Source organism: Paracoccus fistulariae, from assembly GCF_028553785.1.
Taxonomy (GTDB): Bacteria; Pseudomonadota; Alphaproteobacteria; order Rhodobacterales; family Rhodobacteraceae; genus Paracoccus; species Paracoccus fistulariae.
This window is the reverse complement of sequence record NZ_CP067136.1, coordinates 3,557,257-3,576,598: the sequence shown is the minus strand read 5'-3', so window position 1 is coordinate 3,576,598 and position 19,342 is coordinate 3,557,257. Positions and strand designations below refer to the sequence as shown.

The window sequence follows — 19,342 nt, the reverse complement described above, 5'->3', positions numbered from 1 at the left end:
GACCTGACGGCGGGTGCAAGTCAGAGCTTTGAGATCCGTTTCTGAAGTTCGGCCAGTTGCCGACGGATCTCTTGCATGTCCTCGGGTTCGGCGTCACCCGTGGCGGATGCGGAGGCTTTGGCGGCCTGGCCTCGGGGCTTGGCTGTCGGCCGATCCTCTGCAGCGGGATCGCCTTCGGGCTCTGATTCCGTATTGCCGGGCCAGTTGCCCATCATCGCCTTGATGAACATCTGCTGCTGACGCTGCATCGCGTCGAACCCCGGAACACGCGACATCGGGTTCGGCATCGAGGCCATGTTCTCCATCAGCTTTGACTGGTTTTCGCGCAGCATCTGAAAGCTGGCGGCCAGAAATTGCGGTACGACGGATTGGGCGTTGCTGGTATAGCTGCGGACCAGATCAGTCAGCACGTCGATTGGCAGGACGTTTTCCCCCCTGCCCTCATGCTCTGCAATGATCTGCAACAGATATTGCCGGGTCAGGTCATCGCCCGATTTGAGATCGACGATCTTGACCTCTCGCCCCTCCCGGATGAAGGCGGCGATGTCTTCCAGCGTGACGTAATCGCTGGTCTCGGTGTTATAAAGCCGCCGACTTGCGTAACGCTTGATCAGCAGCGGCGTCGTTTCGGCAGCCATATATCCCCCTGTATCTTGTTCAGGGCATGATGGTTGCTGCATGCGCAAAAGGCAAGGAAATCTGACGCCGGGATTTTCTGCGCCTGCATGAGCGCAAAAGAAAAGGGACAGCGAACTGCCCCTTTTCCCGATTTCACTGAAAATTCAGCGATTATTTCGCAGCCGAGGTGGCTTTCTTGACAGCAGCCTGGGTCTCTTTGGTTGCTTTTTCAGCAGCTTTCTGAGCGTCTGCAGCGATGTCCTTGCCAGCGGTCAGCATCAGGTCGACGGTGTCCATCTGAACTTTCTTCGCAACTTCAGCGAAGGAGGCCATGTGCTCGGCAGCAACTTCGGTCGAAGCCGAAGCGAAGTCGGTATAGGCTTTGGCGTAATCGGCCGGCTCGGCTTTGGCCGAGGTCAGCTCGCCCATGCGGCTGATGGTGTCTTTCGCCCACTGAGCCGAGATCTCGGTCGAACGCTCGGCAGCGCCCAGTGCGACTTTGGCCAGCTTCTCACCCAGAGCGCCCTGCGACTTCAGCGCTTCCTGGTAGGACGAGGTGTCCACGGGGAAGTTGGCCATCATGTCAGCGAAGGTTTTGGTGAAGTCAGGGGTCTTAGCCATGGTAGTGCTCCTATTCCTGCGGCGACGCGTGTCAGGGAGAGGACGTCTGGTCCGCCGCGTTGTGAATTTCATAGCGATAATATGCATGCTGCGCCGCAGCATTTCAAGTATTTTCGCTGCAATGCAGCAAAATTTTTACGTGTAAGCGGCGGTCAGGTTTCCCCTGCCGCCGCCCGCCAGTAAAATCAGTGGGTTATCGCGAGGCTGCTAGATTGCGCGTTCGTGCACATAGGTGCCGGGCGCGGGTTCCAGACCCTCGGAAAGCTCGCGTGCGGGCACTTTCTTGCCGGATCGATTCGACAACCATTCATCCCAATGCGGCCACCAGCTGCCCTCATAGAAGGTGGAATCGTCGCGCCATTTCTCGGCCCCATGCGCAAAGTCACGACAGCCCATGTAATGGCCGTATTTCTTCTTTGAGGGCGGGTTGACGATACCGGCGATATGGCCGGATTCGGACAGGATGAAGGTCTTGTCCTCTGATCCCATTGCGGCGACACCGCGCCAGCAATCCTTCCACGGCGCGATATGATCCGTCTCGCAGGAGACAGCGCAAAGCGGCAGTTTCACATCGGACAGGCGCAGGCTTTCGCCCAGCAGCTCGAAGCCGTTCCCGGCAAAGGCATTCTCCTGACACAGCCCTTTGAGATATTGCATCGCCATGCGGCCGGGCAGGTTCGTGCTGTCGCCGTTCCAGAACAGCAGATCGAAGGCCGGGGGCGTTTCGCCCATCATATAGCTGCGGATGGCCGGGCCCCAGACCAGATCATTCGCGCGCAGGAAGCTCATGGTTCGCGACATCAGCTGCGCGCGCATCAGACCGTGGCGGGACACCTCTTCCGCGATGCCGCTGACGAAATCGTCCTGCAGGAAAGTGACGAATTCGCCCTGATCGGAAAAATCTGTCAAGGTGGTGAACAGCGTCGCCGAATTCACCCGGTCATCCCCGCGCTTCTGCATCAGCGCCAAAGCCAGCGACAGTGTCGTGCCAGCGATGCAATAGCCGACCGCATTCAGCTTTTTCTGGCCGGTGCGTTCGCGGACAACGTCCATCGCGTCCAGATAGGCGGCGATATATTCCTCGATCCCCACCTCGGAATAGCTGGAATCGGGATTTTTCCAACTGACGATAAAGACGGTATAGCCCTGCCCGACCATGTGACGGATCAGGCTGTTCTGCGGCTTCAGGTCCAGAATGTAGAACTTGTTGATCCAAGGCGGCAGGATCAGCAAGGGCATCTCATAGACCTCGTCGGTGGTCGGCTTGTACTGGATCAGTTCGAAAAGCGGGGTGCGATGCACCACCATGCCTTCGGAATTGCCGATATTCTCACCCACCGTAAAGGCATCGCGATCGGCCAGCGAGACGACCATCTCTCCGCCGCTGGCCTCGACATCCTGCACCAGGTTTTCCAGCCCCTTGACCAGACTTTCGCCCTCGGTCGCGACGGCCTTTTCCAGCGCATCGGGATTGGTCGCCAGGAAATTGGTGGGCGAGATCATGTCGATGATCTGATTGGTCAGCCAGTCGATGCGACGACGCGCGACCTCATCCGACAGATCCAGCGCCTCGGCGGCGTCTTTCAAGGCGCGGACATTGGTGTGGTACTGATTCTTGACCAGTTTGAAATAGGGATGCGTCTGCCACAATTCATTGGCAAACCGCTTGTCCTTGCGGCCCCGGCTTTCCTCATCATCCTCGGGCAGATTGAACCTGCCCTTTGCCATCGCGCTTTGCGCATTGGCGTAATTCTTCAGCGTCTGACCCCAGAAATTCACCTGCTGCTCGATCATGCGGCCGGGCTGTTCGGTGATCGTCTTCATCCAGGCATTCGTGGCGGTCATGAACAGCTCTGGCCCCGGGCCTTCGACGCCCGGATTGGGCAGGCCGCGCGACGTGAATGCCGCCATCAGGCGATGGCTAAGCGCCTCGATCCGCTCGATATTCTCGGCCAGGCGCTGCGCGGCGGGGGCCGAGGCACCGATCTTCATCGCCTCGCGCATGACGGCGGCGGGGTCAGAGATCGGTGAGGAATCGATGGTCGGCGACGACACCGATGCCGCATCTTCCAGCCTGACCTGGGGCGCCGCAACCTTTGGCGGCTCGGTCGGCGGGGCGGCAGCGGCTGTCCGGCGTTTCGGCGCGGCCTTGCGGGGGGTGGTTTTCGGGCGACTCGCCGTGGCCTTGGCCGCTGCGGGCTTGGCCGCCGAACTGGCCGATTCTGTCTTGGACGCGACGTTTCTGCGCGTTGTCTTCGGCTTTGCCGATGCTGCTTTTACCGGTTTATCAGATACTTCCCCAGCGTCACCCTTGTCCTGCGATTTAGAACCCGTGCTGCGCGTTGTTCTTGCCATGAACCGACTTCCCCCATATGAACAGGTAAAGTGTATGCGTTGGGCGGGCTTAGCGCAAATGGGGCATAGAGGCCTTGTAAACGCTGCTTCCAGCAGCCGTAAAAACCCGCCAGATGCAGCGAAAGGCGGAGCTATATGAGTAAGCGTGGTTTGACTGGAATCGTCTCTTATGACGCGATGGAGACGATAAGAAACACCAACGAATGGCTGGGTGCGACGGCGCGCGCCATCGGTTCCTATCCGGCCTTCGCGCTAAGCCTGAACCCGGCCTTCAAGCTGATGAGCGCATGGGGCCGCGTGACCGAGCGCAGCTTTGCCCGCATGGTCATCAAGCCCGGCTGGCAGATCCCCGCCATCCCCGGCACCGATGGTCAGGACCACATCGTCTATATCGAGCCCGTCATGCGCCGCGCCTTTGGCGATCTGCTGCATTTCCGCGTCGCCCGCCGCGAACCCTCGCAGCGCAAGGTTCTGCTGGTTGCGCCGATGTCGGGCCATTACGCCACGCTGCTGCGTTCCACTGTGGTATCCCTACTGCCTGATTGTGACGTCTATGTGACGGACTGGCACAATGCCCGCGATATTCCGGTCAGCGAAGGCAAGTTCGACGTCGAGGATTACACCAGCTATCTGGTGGATTTCATCAAGCACCTTGGCCCCGAGACCAACATCATCGCGGTCTGTCAGCCCGCCCCGCTGGCGCTGGCCGCCACCGCCATCCTTGCCGAGCAGGAACCAGAGGCGCAGCCGCGTTCGCTGACCCTGATCGGCGGGCCGGTCAATCCGGATGCCGCCGCGACCGAGGTCACCGATTTCGGCAACCGCGTCACCATGGGCGAGCTTGAGCATCTGGTGATCCAGTCGGTCGGCTTCAAATATCGCGGTGCCGGGCGCATGGTCTATCCGGGGCTGGCGCAGCTCAGCTCTTTCATCGCGATGAATGCCGAAACCCATGCCGGCGCCTTTATCGATCAGATCTTTGCCGAAGCCCGTGGCGACGCCAATGAGGGCGACAAGCATAACAAGTTCTATGACGAATATCTGGCCGTCATGGACATGACCGCCGAATTCTACCTGTCGACGGTAGAGCGGATCTTCAAGAATCTGGAAATCGCGCAGAACAACTTTACCGTCAACGGCACGCCGGTCGACATCACCAAGATCAAGGATGTCGCGATCATGACCGTCGAAGGCGCGAATGACGACATCTCGGCCCCCGGCCAATGCGTCGCCGCGCTGGAGATGTGCAGCGGCGTGCCAGAGGACAAGAAGGTCCAGCATCTGGAACCCGGCGCGGGCCATTACGGCATCTTCGCGGGCAAGTCCTGGCGTCTGAACATCCGCCCGCTGGTGCTGGATTTCATCGACGAGGCCGCAGGCCCGGCCGAGGCGGAAAAACCGCGCAAGCGCCGGACCCGTGGCGGCGACAGCGCCATGACCGGCGACGATCTGGGCACTGACGGCAAGATGGCCGTCTGATCCCTTCCGCGGTTCCGGGCGTATCACCGGAACCGCGCCGTGCTGTCGGCGTTTGCTCTTCACACTCCAACCGTGAGGAAGAGCCTATGTCTGACAATCGCGAAACCTTCTGGGACCGCCTTGAAGATATCAATGCAGGCATGCTGGGCCTGAACGCCACCGCGCGTTTCCTGCCCATGTCGCATTATGCCGATGACGATATCAACGCGCTGTGGTTCATCACCGCCAAGGGCACCGAGCTTGTGAAATCGCTGCAAAGCGGCGCGCAGGAAGGCACCTATATCGTCAGCAGCGCCAAAGAGGGTCTCTATGCCCGAATCGCCGGCAGTCTGGAACTGTCGGATGATCGCGAAAAGCTGGATGATCTGTGGAACGCCATCGCCTCAAGCTGGTTCGAGGACGGTCAGCAGGACCCCGATGTGCAACTGGTCCGCATGTCGCTGAGCGATGCCGAGGTCTGGGCCACGGATGGCAGCCTGTCATTCCTTTATGAAATCGCGAAATCCAAGATCAGCGGATCGAAACCCGATATCGGCGATCATTTCTCGCTGACATTCTGATCCACATATGTGCTGATCCAGCGCGCCATCGCCTGTGTCAGCTTTCGGCTCATCGCCGGGGACAGCGCGTCTCCGGCGATGACATGCGCATTCGGGTCGTCCCTTTCGCCCGGCTCGACAGTCAGTGTCGTGACCGGGCCACCCCAACGGCGCGCGATTCGCCCGCTTTCGCGGTGATCCACGACCCTGTCGCGCGCGGCCCAGATGAACATGGCGGGGATCTGCGCCGCCGTGAAATCGGTCCGGCGCGCGCGGGCCGTCAGTTCAGCGACCGGCAAGGTGGCCGAGATCGGATAGCAACTTGTCCAGTATGCGTCATGCAACTCGTTTCGCGGGGGAAAGCGCCTTTTCGGATCGCCAAGTGCGGTCAGGATCCGGCGCATTCCGGGCAGGTTCAGCGCCCATGCCGCCGGATGGCGCAGGCGGAAATTCGGTGACACCAATATCGCGGCGTCAAACGCGTCGCGCAGCCGCGGATCGCAGGCCGCCTGCGCCAGCAGGGTCGCGCCGGTGGACATGCCAAGCACGATCACCCTCCCGCCCAGTTGCCGCCCGAATTGCAGCGCCTGCGCCAGATCGTCCTGCCAATCCCGCAACCGTGCCCGTGACAGGGCCGCGCCATCCTGCCCGTGGCCGGTCAGGCGCAACCCCAGCAGGTTGGCCCCCAACTGCCGCGCCAGATCCTCTGGCAAGGGCCGCAACTCTCCGGGGCTGGCTGAAAAGCCGTGGACATAGATCAGCGCGATCCCGGTCCGCTTCCCCGGCCCCCCGGCCCATTGCAGATAAGAGGCGACATCGGGGCGAATTCCGGCCTCTCGCGCGGCCAGCCAGCGGGCGATACCGGTCTGCTCTGCCGCGTCGCTATGCCAGCACATCTTCGATGGATTGCGTGATCAGCGACAGGCATTCCGGCGTCGAAAAGCGGTGATCGGCGCCCTTCACAAGTGTCAGCCGGATATCCTCGCCCGTGGCATGGGCCAGCAGGTCCAGCGCCCATTGCATCGGCACGTCTTCGTCCGCCGTGCCCTGCAGCATCCGCACCGGGAAGGGCAGCGACAGCGGCTGCGTCATCACCACCTGATTGCGCCCGTCCTCGATCAGGGTTCGGGTGATGACATAGGGATCGTCGCTGTAATCGCTGGGCAGTTCCAACCGCCCGGTCCGTGTGATCGTATCGCGCTGATCGGCCGAGAAACCGGCCCAGAAGCCCCGTTCGGTGAAATCCGGCGCGGCGGCGATCGTGACCAGCCCCGAAACCCGCTGCGGCATCGCGCGTGCCAGCAGCAGGCTGATCCAGCCACCCATTGATGAGCCGACCAGAACCTGCGGCCCCTCGGTCCGGGCTTCGATCACGGCGCGCGCATCCTCGGCCCAGTCGCCGATGCAGCCATCCTCGAACGCGCCGCTGCTGTCGCCATGCCCGGAATAATCGAAGCGCAGGAAACCACGGCCCGTGCGCCGCGCCCAGTCTTCCAGATACAGCGCCTTGGTTCCCGTCATGTCCGATTTGAAGCCGCCCAGAAAGACCACCCCCGGCCCCGCGCCCGGCGTGCTGCGAAAGGCGATGCGGCGTCCGCTGGCTGTGTCCAGATATTCGGTCATGTGGCTCTCCTGTCCCTGCCGCTGCGAAAGGATGGCAGCGAACTGTCTGTTTCGCCTCTATCTTGACAGTTTTCGCAGCGGGGTCCATGTGATCCCCGACATAACCCGCAACCGGGCGTTCCGTGGGCGCCAAACCGACGAGGAGGACATCATGTCCCAGATCTCTTTGACCTTTCCCGATGGCAATTCGCGCGATTATCCCGCAGGCGTCACCGCCGCCGAGGTCGCCGAAAGTATCGCCCCCAGCCTTGCCAAGCGCGCGATCTCTGCCAGCCTCGACGGGCAGCATATCGACCTGCAATGGCCGATCCGCAGCAGCGGTCAGATCGCCATTCACACGATGAAGGACGACGATCAGGCGCTGGAACTGATCCGCCACGATTTCGCGCATGTCATGGCGCGGGCGGTTCAGGAGTTATGGCCGGATGTGAAGGTCACCATCGGCCCCGTCCGCGACAAGGGCTGGTTCTATGATTTCGACCGGGCCGAGCCCTTCACCCCCGAGGATCTGGGCGCCATCGAGGCGAAGATGAAGCAGATCATCGCCGCACGCGACCCGATCCGCACCGAGATCTGGGACCGCAACCGCGCCATCGCCCATTACAAGGCCGCGAATGAGCCCTTCAAGCTGGAGCTGATCGACCGCATTCCCGAAGGCGAGGATGTGCGCATGTATTGGCATGGCGACTGGCAGGATCTGTGCCGCGGCCCGCATCTGCAGATGACCGGGCAACTGCCCGCCGATGCCTTCAAGCTGACCCATGTGGCCGGCGCCTATTGGCTGGGCGACAATACCCGGCCGATGCTGCAGCGCATCTATGGCGTGGCCTTCCGCAACAAGGACGACCTCAAGGCGCATCTGCACATGCTGGAAGAGGCCGCCAAGCGCGACCACCGCAAGCTGGGCCGAGAGATGGACTTGTTTCACATGCAGGAAGAGGCGCCGGGACAGGTCTTCTGGCATCCGAATGGCTGGAGCATCTACACCACGTTGCAGGATTACATGCGCCGCAGGCAGCGCGCGGGCGGCTATGACGAGATCAACACCCCGCAGGTCGTCAGCCGCAAGCTGTGGGAAGAATCCGGCCATTGGCAGAACTATCAAGAGCATATGTTCATCGTCGAAGTGGATGAGGAACATGCCCGCGAAAAGACCGTCAACGCGCTGAAGCCGATGAACTGCCCCTGCCATGTGCAGGTCTTCAACAGCGGTCTGAAATCCTATCGCGATCTGCCCTTGCGTCTGGCCGAATTCGGGTCCTGCAACCGCTATGAACCCTCGGGCGCGCTGCATGGCATCATGCGGGTACGCGGCTTTACCCAGGACGATGCGCATATCTTCTGCACCGAGGCGCAGATCGAGACGGAATCGCGCCGCTTCATCGAATTCCTGTCGCGCGTCTATGCCGATCTGGGCTTTGACAACTGGCGCATCAAACTGTCCACGCGCCCCGAAAAGCGTATTGGCAGCGAAGAAAGCTGGGACCACGCAGAGGCCGCCTTGGCCAGTGCCGTCACCGCAGCCGGGCATGACTATGAAATCTTCGAAGGCGAAGGCGCGTTCTATGGGCCGAAGCTGGAATTCGTGCTGACCGATGCGATTGGTCGCGATTGGCAATGCGGCACATTGCAGGTCGATCCCAACCTGCCCGAGCGGCTGGATGCCAGCTATATCGGCGAAGACGGCGCCAAGCATCGCCCGATCATGCTGCACCGGGCCGTGCTGGGCAGCTTCGAGCGTTTCATCGGCATGTTGATCGAAAACTATGCCGGCAAGCTGCCCTTCTGGCTGGCCCCGCGTCAGGTCGTCGTTGCCTCTATCGTCTCGGATGCCGACCCCTATGTGCTTGAGGTGGTCGAGTCGCTGCGAAAGGCCGGGATCCGCGCCGAAGCCGATATCCGCAACGAAAAGATCAACTACAAGGTTCGTGAACATTCGTTGACCAAGGTGCCCGCCATTCTGGCCATCGGCATGAAGGAGGTCGAGGAGCGGACCGTCTCGATCCGCCGACTTGACCAGCAGGGAAGCCGGAGCATGACCCTGGATGAGGCGATCTCTTCCCTGACGGCCGAGGCCACGCCACCCGATCTGCGCTGAAAGATGCCGATGTTACCAAGCTGTTACGCCCCCCAAAAATTTTGGGGCGTTTCACGCTTGCGTTTCGGAATGATTCGTTCATGCTCCTTGATGCGTGAGCGAATGACTTTCTACCGCCTCCCTCTTGTGGGCAGCCGGATTTCCGAAAGCGGGCTGCACGGCCTGACGCAATCCTGCGTCGGGAGGATTTGAAGGAGAGAACGGTTATGGCGACCGGAACGGTAAAATGGTTCAACGCCACCAAAGGCTATGGCTTCATTGCGCCCGACGAAGGTGGTAAAGACGTTTTTGTGCATATCTCAGCGGTCGAGCGCGCCGGACTGACAGGCCTGAACGATAATCAAAAAATTGAATATGAGCTGCAGTCGGGCCGCGATGGCCGCGCCTCGGCCAGCGATCTGAAACTGCTCTGACCCTGTTTCAGACCCTTATAAACGGCCCCCTCGCGGGCCGTTTTTTATTTCTTGCCAGATATTTGCACCGTAATTCTTGAAAACCCGCCCGATGCGCGAAGCCTTGCGGTTGCACAAGAGCCGCAGCTTCTGGAATATGGCCCGGCCATTCGCTTCAGGGGACCGTGATGAATCTGGCTGAACATGTGCTGCGGGCGGGCCAGTCGCAGCCGGACAAGCTTGCCCTTTCGGTGATCAGCGCCGCGCGGGCCGACCGTTGGTCTTTTGCCCGCCTGACCGGCGCGGTGCGCGGGACGGCGACGGGGCTGCTGCAGGCGGGGTTGCAACCGGGCGACCGGCTGCTGATGCGGCTGGGCAATACACCCGCCTTTCCGATTGCCTATCTGGCTGCGATCACGGCGGGAATCGTCCCGATTCCCACCTCTGCCATGCTGACGGGCGCTGAAATCACCAAATTGGCGGATCAGACACAGCCCGCGATGATCGTCGCCGGACAGGGAATCGCCCTGCCCGATCATGCGGCCCCCGTGCTGATGGAATCGCAGCTGGCCGATTTCTTTGCCCTTCCCCCCGCCGATTTTGCGCAGGGCGATCCCGACCGGCTGGCCTATATCATCTATACCTCAGGCAGTTCCGGGCAGCCCCGCGCGGTCATGCATGCGCATCGCGCGATCCTGGCGCGGCGGATGATGTTTCAGGGCTGGTACGGGCTGCACCCGGATGACCGGATGATGCATGCCGGGGCCTTCAACTGGACCTTCACTCTGGGCACCGGGCTGATGGATCCCTGGACGCTGGGCGCGACGGCGTTGATTCCCGCCGATGGCACCCAGATCGAACAACTGCCCCTGCTGGCCGCGCGTCACGGGGCCACGATTCTGGCCGGCGCGCCGGGCATCTTTCGCAGGCTGCTGCGGGCGGATTGGCGGCCCATCGCGTCGCTGCGGCACGGGCTGGCGGCGGGCGAGCGTCTGGATCCCGGCCTGCGCGCCGATTGGCAGGCCCGCACCGGCACCGATCTGCACGAGGCCATGGGCGCGTCGGAAATCTCGACCTTTCTGTCGGGCAACCCGGATCGCCCGGCGCCCCCCGGCACGGCGGGATTTCCGCAGCCCGGACGCCATGTCGCGATTCTGGATCAGGATGGCCAGCCCTGCCCCGCCGGACAGCCCGGCGCGCTGGCGGTGCGCCGCGACGATCCGGGGCTGTTTCTGGGCTATCTGGACCAACCGCAGGACACCGCCGCGCGCATGCTGGGCGACTGGTTTCTGACCGGCGATCAGGCGATGTCCGATCCTGCGGGGGCCATCACCCTGCTGGGCCGGGCGGACGATATCATGAATGCAGGCGGCTTCCGCGTCGCCCCGGCCGAGGTGGAAGAGGTTCTGGCCACATTGCCCGGTGCAGGCGATGTCGCGGTCACGGAAATCGCGGTCGGGCCGGGAACCTCGATCATCGCCGCCTTCTGGACCGGCGCCGCCGCGGAAGACGAGCTGCGCGGCCTCGCCCAGGACCGCATCGCGCGCTATAAGCAGCCGCGCAGCTATATCCATCTGGACGCGCTGCCGCGCACTGCGACGGGCAAGATCAACCGCCGCGCCCTGCGTGACAGCCATTCGCTCAAGGAGACCTCATGACCCGTCTGGACATCATCGCGGACCCGGTTTGCCCCTGGTGCCTGATTGGCAAGGTCGAACTGGACCGCGCGCTGGAAAGCCGCCCCGATCACCCGTTCGAGATCGCCTGGCATCCCTTTCGCCTGAACCCGCAGATGCCGCCCGAGGGCATGGACCGCGCGGCCTATCTGAAGGCGAAGTTCGGCCCCCGGGCCGAAGACGCCGCCCGCGCCGTGGCCCAACGCGCCGCAGCACTTGGGCTGGAGCTGAACCCATCGCCCAGACAGCCCGACACCACCGACGCCCACCGCCTGATGCACTGGGCCGGGCTGGAGGGCGCACAAAGCCGCGTCATGTCGGGCCTTTTGCGCGCGCATTGGTACGAGGCCCGCGATATCAGCGATACAGACGAACTGGTCAAAATCGCCGAAGGTGCCGGGATGGACGGCGCCGTGATCCGCAAATTGCTGGACAGCGATGCGGATCGCGACGAGGTGCTGAACCGCGAAATGCATGCACGCGAACGCGGCATCAATTCGGTGCCGACCTTTATCGTGGCCGATCAGCATGTGGTCAGCGGGGCGCAGCCCGCCAGCCTGTGGCAGGGCGTCATCGATGAGCTTGGCGGCGCGCAGCCGGGCTAAGACTTGCACATCGCGCAAGTCCGGCCTATCGCTGCGCGATCATCAAAGGTATTCCCATGACCGCAAGCCCGGCCGCGCAGCGACGGCTGCCCCTTCCTGAATTCATTGCCCTGCTGGCCTTTCTGTCGGCATCCGTCGCCTTTTCCATCGACGCCATGCTGCCCGCCTTGCCCGATATCGCCGCGCAATTAAGCCCCGACAATATCAACCGGGCGCAGCTGGTGCTGACCGCTTTCGTGGCCGGGCTGGGCGTGGGCACCCTGTTTGCCGGTCCGATTTCCGATGCCATCGGGCGAAAGCCCACGATCACCATCGGTTTCGCAATCTACGGTATGGCCGCGCTTTCGACCTATTTCGCCGAGTCGCTGGAATTCCTGCTGGTGGCGCGTTTCGTGCAGGGTCTGGGTGCGGCGGCGCCGCGCATCGTCTCGTTGGCGCTGGTCCGCGATCTTTATGCCGGACGAGAGATGGCGCGGATCACCAGCTTCGTGATGATGGTCTTTATCATCGTGCCCGCGCTGGCCCCGCTGATCGGGTCAGGCCTGATCGCCCTTGCCGGCTGGCATGGCGTGTTTCTGGCCTTCGTGCTGTTCGCCATTATCGGCACGACCTGGCTGAACCTGCGTCAGGGTGAAACGCTGCTGCCGGACCGCCGCACGCCGCTGCGCCTGCGCCCGCTGCTCAGTGCCGCGCGGGTCGTGATCAGCGACCGTCAGCTTGTGCTGTGCACGCTGATCCTGACGCTGGGCTATGGCCAGATGTTTGCCCTGCTGTCCTCGGCCCAGCAACTTTTCGGCGAGGCCTATGGAAAGGGCGATCAGTTCCCGCTGTGGTTCGCGCTGATGGCGATCCTGTCGGGCACGGGCACGCTGCTGAATGCGAAATTCGTCATGCGCTTTGGCATGCGGCGGATCGCGAAATGGGCCTATATCATGCAGACCTGCGTCTCGGCGGCCCTGCTGATCGCGATGCTGGGCGGGCTGATGCCCGAGGCGCTGAAATTCCCGTCCTTCTTCCTCTGGGCGGTCAGCGTGTTCTTCATGGCCGGCGTGACCTTTGGCAACCTGAACGCGCTGGCGCTGCAGAATATGGGCCGCAATGCGGGCATGGCGGCGTCGATCGTGTCGGCGACCTCGACCGTGCTGGCGATGCTGATCGCGGTGCCCACGGGTCTGCTTTATGACGGCACCGCCTATCCGGTCATCGCGGCGACGCTGATCTGTTCCGGGCTGGCCTGGTTCCTGATGCGCTATCTGCGCGATTAGGCTTGACAGCCCGACCAGCCCGTCTATAAGCGCGCACTTCATTGGTGTTGGTGGCCCCCGCAAGGGGATCCCTGTCAGGCGCAAGCCAGAGGACAACGCCCTTCGACAATTCAAGAAGGAGATCAGCCGTGACCAAACGCACGTCTGCCAAGTATAAAATCGACCGCCGCATGGGCGAAAACATCTGGGGCCGCGCCAAATCGCCGGTCAACCGCCGCGAATATGGCCCGGGTCAGCACGGCCAGCGCCGCAAGGGCAAGCTGTCCGACTTTGGCACCCAGCTGCGCGCCAAGCAGAAGCTGAAGGGCTATTACGGCGATCTGACCGAAAAGCAGTTCCGCCGCATCTATGCCGAGGCCGAGCGCGTCAAGGGCGATACCGGTGAAAACCTTATCGGCCTGCTGGAGCGCCGTCTGGACGCCGTCGTCTATCGCGCCAAATTCGTTCCGACCATCTTTGCCGCACGTCAGTTCGTGAACCACGGCCATGTCGAGGTGAACGGCAAGCGCGTCAACATCGCCTCTTACCGCGTCAAGGAAGGCGACGTCATCTCGATCCGCGAGCGTTCGCGTCAGCTGGCCATCGTGCTGGAAGCCGTCGCCCTGCCCGAGCGTGACGTGCCGGATTACCTGGACGTCGACCACAACAAGATGACCGCGACCTTCGTGCGCACGCCCACGCTGAGCGACGTGCCCTACCCGGTCATCATGGAACCGAACCTGGTCGTCGAATTCTACGCGAAGAACTGATCTTCGCCGCATCGAATGCCAAGGCCGTCCCGCGTGGGCGGCCTTTTTCTTTTGCCTGACCCTGTGGCTGTCGCCGAAGATCGACAGAAGGCCGTCGCCGGATTAAACTGGACAAAAGCGCCTGACAGATGCCAGGGGGATCCCGCCATGGCCGCACGCGACATCTCGTTCAGTTCGATCAACCTGCTGAACCTGCAATTGCCCGGTCGCCCGGTCTATACCGACCGCGACGGCTGGCCGCCCGAGGTCTATGACCGCAAGATCGGCTTTACGGCGGCGCTGCTGTCACGGCTGGATGCCGACCTCTTCGGATTTCAGGAACTTTGGGCGCCCGAGGCGTTGCAGCAGGCGCTGGACGCGGCGGGCATGGCCGACAGCCATGTGATGCTGACACCGCCCGGCCATGCCGGAACCTCGATCACCTGCGCTGCGGCCGTGCGGCGCGAGATGCTGGTGGGCAGCCCGGAATGGATCGTCAATTTCCCGCCCGAGCTGGAGCTGCGTTCCTCTGGCGACGATCCGCAGCAGGCGGATATCAGTGTCTCGCTGGACAGTTTCTCTCGTCCGGTTTTGCATCTGCAGGTCCAGCCCGACCCGCGCACCCCGGTGATCGACGCCTTTATCTGTCATTTCAAATCCCGCCGCCCCACCCGCATCTGGACCGAGCGTGCCTGGTACAGCGCCGCCAGCCATTCCGATCACCGCACCGCCATGGGCTATGCCCTGTCCACGATCCGCCGCACGGCCGAGGCGACGGCCCTGCGCATCATGGCCACCAAGATCATGAAGCGCAGCAATACCCCCGTCGTGCTGATCGGCGACATGAATGACGGCAAGGCTTCGAACACGCTGAATATCCTGACCGAGCAGCCGCGCTATCTGACCACACTGGCCACGGGCGGCGGGGATAACGCGTTTTATACCGCGCAGGTGCTGCAGGAATACCGATCCACCCGCGATGTCTATTACACCCATGTCTATCAGCAGGATCGCGAAAGCCTGGACCACATCCTTGTCAGCGAACAGTTTTATGACAATTCGCGGCGCCGCTTATGGCGCTTTGACGATATGCTGGTGCTGAACGATCATCTGAACTGGGACGATCACAAGGACAGCGGCACCAACGATCATGGTGCGATTTTGGCACGCTTCCGGTGGAAGCCCGCGCAGCAGGGCATCGTTTGACCCTTTCCATGCCCGGGCGGGCGGAATAAACCTGCGCCAACAAAGGAATGGCGCATGACACGGATCACCCCGAAGCCCGGCATCATGGAAATCGACCTGTATGTCAGCGGCGAAAGCAAGCTGGCCGGGCACGACCAGGTGCTGAAACTGTCCTCGAACGAAAATCCGCTGGGCTGCAGTCCGAAGGCCTCGGCGGCATTTGCCCAGGCTGCGGGAAACCTGCATCGCTATCCCTCGACCGACCATGCCGAGCTGCGTCAGGCCATTGCCGAGGTGCATGATCTGGATGCCGACCGGATCATCTGCGGCGTGGGATCGGACGAGGTTCTGCAATTCGTCACCCATGCCTTTGCCGGCGCGGGCGATGAGGTGATCACCACCGAACACGGCTTTTCGATGTATCCGATCCTTGCGCATATGGTCGGTGCGGTGCCCGTGACCGTGGCCGAACAGGATCGCCGCATCGATGTGGATGCGATCCTTGCGGCGGTGACGGATCGCACGCGGATCGTCTTTATCGCGAATCCGGCCAATCCCACCGGCACGATGCTGTCCGGGGGCGAGTTGCTGCGGCTGATCGGTGGCCTGCCCGATCATGTCATCCTGGTCCATGACGGGGCCTATACCGAATATGCCGAGGGCTTTGACGGCGGCAGATCCCTGGTCGACCGCTTTCCCAATGTCGTGATGACGCGCACTTTCTCAAAGATCCACGGGCTGGGCGGGCTGCGGATCGGATGGGGCTATGCGCAGCGCCAGATCATCGACTTTCTGAACCGGCTGCGTCAGCCCTTCAATCTGTCCAACGCCCAGATCGCAGCGGCCTCGGCCGCCATTCGCGACCGCAGCTTTACCGAAAACTGCGCCAGGCTGAACGCGCAGATGCGCGACCGGATGCGGCAGTCGCTGATCCAGATGGGCATTGCCTGCGACGAAAGCCATGCGAATTTCGTGCTGGCCCGCTTTGCCGATGCCGATGAGGCCGCCGCCGCAGATGCCGCCCTGCGCGAGGATGGCATTCTGGTGCGCCGCGTCACCGGCTATGGCTTTCCCGCCGCGCTGCGGATCACGGTTGGCGACGAAGATGGCACCTGCCGCGTTCTGGACTGCCTGGGCCGCTTCATGCAAAGCCGGAGACCGGCATGACCGCCCTTTACAATCGCGTCGCCCTGATCGGGCTGGGCCTGATCGCCGGATCCATGGCCCATGCCATGCGTCAGAAGGGTCTGGCCGGTGAGATTGTCGGATATGCCCGCAGCGCCGAAACGCGAGAGACCGCGCGCGAGATCGGGCTGTGTGATCAGGTCTATGACGATGTGACGCAGGCCGTCGAGGGGGCCGATCTTGTGGTGCTGGCAGTGCCGGTTGGCGCGATGGATCAGGTCGCCGCGCAGATCGCACCGCATCTGGCGCCGGGTGCAACGGTCACCGATGTCGGCTCGGTCAAGCAATCCGTCATCGACGCGGTCGCGCCGCACATCCCTGATGGCGTTCATTTCATTCCCGGGCATCCGCTTGCAGGCACGGAACATTCGGGGCCAAGATCCGGCTTTGCCACGCTGTTTCGCAATCGCTGGTGGCTGCTGACGCCCCTGCCCGAAACCGATCCCGCCGCCGTGCAGCGCCTGACCGATCTGTTGCAGGCGATGGGCGCGAAAACCGATCAGATGGATCCGCAGCATCACGATCTGGTGCTGGCGGTGACCAGCCATGCCCCGCATCTGATCGCCTATACCATGGTGGGCGTGGCCGATCACCTGCGCCGTGTCACCGATGACGAGGTGATCCAGTATTCAGCCGCGGGCTTTCGCGACTTCACCCGGATCGCGGCCAGCGACCCGACCATGTGGCGCGACGTGTTCCTGCATAACAAAGAGGCGACGCTGGATATTCTGGGTCGTTTCACCGAAGAGCTTTTCGTGCTGCAACGCGCCATCCGGATGGGCGACGGGCAGCAATTGCACGATTATTTCACCCGAACCCGCGCCATCCGTCGCGGCATTATCGAGGCGGGACAGGATACCGACGCCCCCGATTTCGGGCGCAGTTCGGACAAGGACGCAGATCGCTGAACCGGCATTCACGCCGAAGGCCCGGGTCTTTCATCCCGGGCGATCCTGCCGTAATTTACGCACGGAAAGGGATTTTTCATCATGCACATGGTTCATTGGGTCTTTGGTTACGGTTCGCTGATGTGGGATCCCGGCTTCAAGCCCGCCGAGACCGTCAAGGCCCGGCTGGAAGGCTATGCCCGCAGCTTCTGCCTGCGCTCGACCCAGTTTCGCGGCACTGAAGCCGCGCCCGGTCTGGTTCTGGGGCTGGACAGGAACAGCGGCAGCGCCTGCGACGGTATGGCCATGCGGATCCCCGGGGCCGAGCATGACGAGGTGATGGCCTATCTGCACGCCCGCGAAATGTCGACCGATGCCTATATCGAGACCATCGTGACGCTGGATCTGGAGGACGGGCGGCAGGTCGAGGCGCTGACCTATACCATGCGCAAGGATCACGATCATTATGCCTGCGGGCTTAGCCTCAGCGAACAGGCGCGCATCATCGCCACGGCACAGGGCAGGCGCGGGCCGAATGCCGACTACCTGTTCAACACCGCCCAGCATCTGCGCGAAATCGGGCTGGCCGATCTTGCGATGAACCAGTTGTCGGACGAGGTCAGCCGCCTGCTGAAACCGATTCAGCCGAAAAACTCTGGCTAACTTTCCGTCACTTGGCAAGTGAACCGCCGCCGCCTATCCTGCCATGAACAGCTTGACGGCAGAGGGACCGAAGCAGGTGAGCGATCCAACCAGCAATCAGGACCCGGGTTCGCGCCCGTCCGTCACCGCCAAAACCAGACAGATCACGGCGGAACGCGCCGCCGTTCCGCTGTCCCGGCCCCATTTCTCGCAACCCGTCCGGCAGATCGTGCTGATGCTGACGCTGCTGGCGGTGGTTCTGGCCGGCGTGTTCGTGGCCTATAGCCGCATCCTGCCGATCTTCATGGCGAACCGCTGGCTGAACGGGGTGATTGTCGCGGTTTTCGCGGCAGGCGTGCTGACCTGTTTCTGGCAGGTGGCGCAGCTTGTCCGGTCCGTCAGCTGGATCGAACATTTCGCCGCCCATCGCCAGAATGCGGTGGCACGCGGCGTGCCCTCTGCCTCCGAGCCTGACCGCGCCGCCGCGCCGCGTCTGCTGGCACCGCTGGCCGCACTGCTGGGTGCGCGTGGCCCGCTGGGTGGCACGATCTCGACCAGTTCGGCGCGCTCGATCCTGGATTCCGTGGCGCAGCGCATCGATGAGCTGCGCGATATCACGCGATACCTGACCAATCTGCTGATTTTCCTTGGCCTTCTGGGGACGTTCTACGGGCTGGCGATCACCATTCCCGCCATTGTCGAGGCCATCCGGGCGCTGGTGCCCGAGGATGGCGAAACCGGCGTGCAGGTCTTTGAAAAGCTGATCGGCGGGCTGGAATCGCAGCTTGGCGGCATGGCCACGGCCTTTTCCTCATCCCTGCTGGGCCTTGTGGGATCGCTGGTCGTCGGGCTGCTGGAATTGTTCGTGACGCATGGGCAGAACCGCTTTTACCGCGAATTGGAAGAGTGGATGTCCGGCTTTACCAGCGTCAGCCTTGCCGATGACTCGGGTGCTGATCTGGACCATGCGGCAATGGCCCGTTTTCTGGAACAGGTCGCCGGGCAGATGGTGCGGCTGCAGGACTATCACGCCGAACGCGACGCCGCCCGCGACGAGATCGCCGCCCGGGCGGATGAACGCACCGTCATCATGGCCGAGGCGCTGGAAGCCATGGTCAAACGCACCGAGGCCGAAAGAGAGGCCTCATTGGCGCAGATCGCCTCATTGAATGTCGCGCTGAAGCAGCTGATCGAGGGGCAAAGCCGTCTGATCGACATGGCGCAGCAACCGGGCGCATCCGCAACGCCGGATCTGACCGGGGTCGAGGATGCGCTGTATCGGCTGACCGACGATCTGGGCAAGGGCCGCGATGACATGCTGGCCGAACTGCGCAATGATCTGCTGGTGCTGACGCGGGCCGTGCGGGCCGCGCGCTTCAATGATCCGTTCCGCGACGATCTGCTGGCCGATCCCCCTCTGACACCGCGGCGGAGGCCCTGAGAT

At 62.6% G+C, this 19,342-nt stretch carries 19 protein-coding genes; 14 read left to right on the top strand and 5 right to left on the bottom strand.

Annotation, left to right across the window (positions count from 1 at the left end; genetic code table 11):
- Positions 1–20: 20 nt before the first annotated feature.
- From phaR to phaC, 3 genes are all read right to left on the bottom strand, one after another.
- Positions 21–638, bottom strand: a complete 618-nt coding sequence (gene phaR, locus JHX87_RS17650) for a polyhydroxyalkanoate synthesis repressor PhaR (RefSeq protein WP_271883485.1) — start codon at positions 636–638, stop codon at positions 21–23.
- 151 nt (positions 639–789) lie between these two features.
- Positions 790–1,239, bottom strand: coding sequence for a phasin family protein (locus JHX87_RS17645; RefSeq protein ID WP_271883486.1), 450 nt, complete (start codon positions 1,237–1,239; stop codon positions 790–792).
- A 207-nt stretch (positions 1,240–1,446) separates the two neighbouring features.
- Entirely contained in the window at positions 1,447–3,294 is a 1,848-nt protein-coding gene (gene phaC / locus JHX87_RS17640; protein ID WP_272833753.1) for a class I poly(R)-hydroxyalkanoic acid synthase, read from the bottom strand.
- On the opposite strand from phaC, the gene JHX87_RS17635 reads away from it, so the two are divergent.
- The 3 genes from JHX87_RS17635 (at position 3,278) to JHX87_RS17625 (ending at position 5,633) form a co-directional block, all read left to right on the top strand.
- Positions 3,278–3,733: a hypothetical protein gene (locus JHX87_RS17635; protein WP_271883487.1), complete on the top strand. Its 456-nt coding sequence runs from the start codon at positions 3,278–3,280 to the stop codon at positions 3,731–3,733. The two genes, phaC and JHX87_RS17635, sit on opposite strands and share 17 nt — an antisense overlap.
- Positions 3,730–5,073 (top strand): polyhydroxyalkanoate depolymerase, encoded by a 1,344-nt coding sequence (gene phaZ / locus JHX87_RS17630; protein WP_377775982.1) that lies wholly within the window; start codon positions 3,730–3,732, stop codon positions 5,071–5,073. Before JHX87_RS17635 ends, phaZ begins: the two co-directional genes overlap by 4 nt.
- A gap of 86 nt (positions 5,074–5,159) precedes the next feature.
- Entirely contained in the window at positions 5,160–5,633 is a 474-nt protein-coding gene (locus JHX87_RS17625; protein WP_271883488.1) for a pyridoxamine 5'-phosphate oxidase family protein, read from the top strand.
- Here the strand turns inward: JHX87_RS17625 and JHX87_RS17620 are convergent.
- Positions 5,612–6,508, bottom strand: coding sequence for an alpha/beta hydrolase (locus JHX87_RS17620; RefSeq protein WP_271883489.1), 897 nt, complete (start codon positions 6,506–6,508; stop codon positions 5,612–5,614). The genes JHX87_RS17625 and JHX87_RS17620 overlap by 22 nt on opposite strands.
- Positions 6,495–7,235, bottom strand: coding sequence for an alpha/beta fold hydrolase (locus tag JHX87_RS17615; RefSeq protein WP_271883490.1), 741 nt, complete (start codon positions 7,233–7,235; stop codon positions 6,495–6,497). Before JHX87_RS17615 ends, JHX87_RS17620 begins: the two co-directional genes overlap by 14 nt.
- 151 nt (positions 7,236–7,386) lie before the next feature.
- On the opposite strand from JHX87_RS17615, the gene thrS reads away from it, so the two are divergent.
- From thrS to JHX87_RS17560, 11 genes are all read left to right on the top strand, one after another.
- Positions 7,387–9,333, top strand: coding sequence for a threonine--tRNA ligase (gene thrS, locus JHX87_RS17610; RefSeq protein WP_271883491.1), 1,947 nt, complete (start codon positions 7,387–7,389; stop codon positions 9,331–9,333).
- 206 nt (positions 9,334–9,539) lie between these two features.
- The gene (locus tag JHX87_RS17605; protein ID WP_271883492.1) at positions 9,540–9,746 is read left to right on the top strand and encodes a cold-shock protein; all 207 of its coding nucleotides are present in this window, start codon (positions 9,540–9,542) and stop codon (positions 9,744–9,746) included.
- 167 nt (positions 9,747–9,913) lie between these two features.
- On the top strand, positions 9,914–11,383 hold the full coding sequence (locus JHX87_RS17600; RefSeq protein WP_271883493.1) for a class I adenylate-forming enzyme family protein: 1,470 nt from the start codon (positions 9,914–9,916) through the stop codon (positions 11,381–11,383).
- Positions 11,380–12,006, top strand: coding sequence for a DsbA family oxidoreductase (locus JHX87_RS17595; RefSeq protein WP_271883494.1), 627 nt, complete (start codon positions 11,380–11,382; stop codon positions 12,004–12,006). The genes JHX87_RS17600 and JHX87_RS17595 overlap by 4 nt, the downstream gene beginning before the upstream one ends.
- 56 nt (positions 12,007–12,062) lie before the next feature.
- Entirely contained in the window at positions 12,063–13,271 is a 1,209-nt protein-coding gene (locus JHX87_RS17590; RefSeq protein WP_271883495.1) for a multidrug effflux MFS transporter, read from the top strand.
- 128 nt (positions 13,272–13,399) lie between these two features.
- Entirely contained in the window at positions 13,400–14,020 is a 621-nt protein-coding gene (gene rpsD, locus JHX87_RS17585) for a 30S ribosomal protein S4 (protein ID WP_271883496.1), read from the top strand.
- Positions 14,021–14,167: 147 nt separating this feature from the next.
- Positions 14,168–15,205, top strand: a complete 1,038-nt coding sequence (locus JHX87_RS17580) for an endonuclease/exonuclease/phosphatase family protein (protein WP_271883497.1) — start codon at positions 14,168–14,170, stop codon at positions 15,203–15,205.
- 54 nt (positions 15,206–15,259) lie between these two features.
- On the top strand, positions 15,260–16,351 hold the full coding sequence (gene hisC / locus JHX87_RS17575; RefSeq protein ID WP_271883498.1) for a histidinol-phosphate transaminase: 1,092 nt from the start codon (positions 15,260–15,262) through the stop codon (positions 16,349–16,351).
- Entirely contained in the window at positions 16,348–17,277 is a 930-nt protein-coding gene (locus JHX87_RS17570; RefSeq protein ID WP_271883499.1) for a prephenate/arogenate dehydrogenase family protein, read from the top strand. Before hisC ends, JHX87_RS17570 begins: the two co-directional genes overlap by 4 nt.
- Positions 17,278–17,358: 81 nt before the next feature.
- Positions 17,359–17,919 (top strand): gamma-glutamylcyclotransferase, encoded by a 561-nt coding sequence (locus JHX87_RS17565; protein WP_334220873.1) that lies wholly within the window; start codon positions 17,359–17,361, stop codon positions 17,917–17,919.
- 76 nt (positions 17,920–17,995) lie between these two features.
- On the top strand, positions 17,996–19,339 hold the full coding sequence (locus JHX87_RS17560; RefSeq protein WP_271883500.1) for a hypothetical protein: 1,344 nt from the start codon (positions 17,996–17,998) through the stop codon (positions 19,337–19,339).
- Positions 19,340–19,342 lie beyond the last annotated feature (3 nt).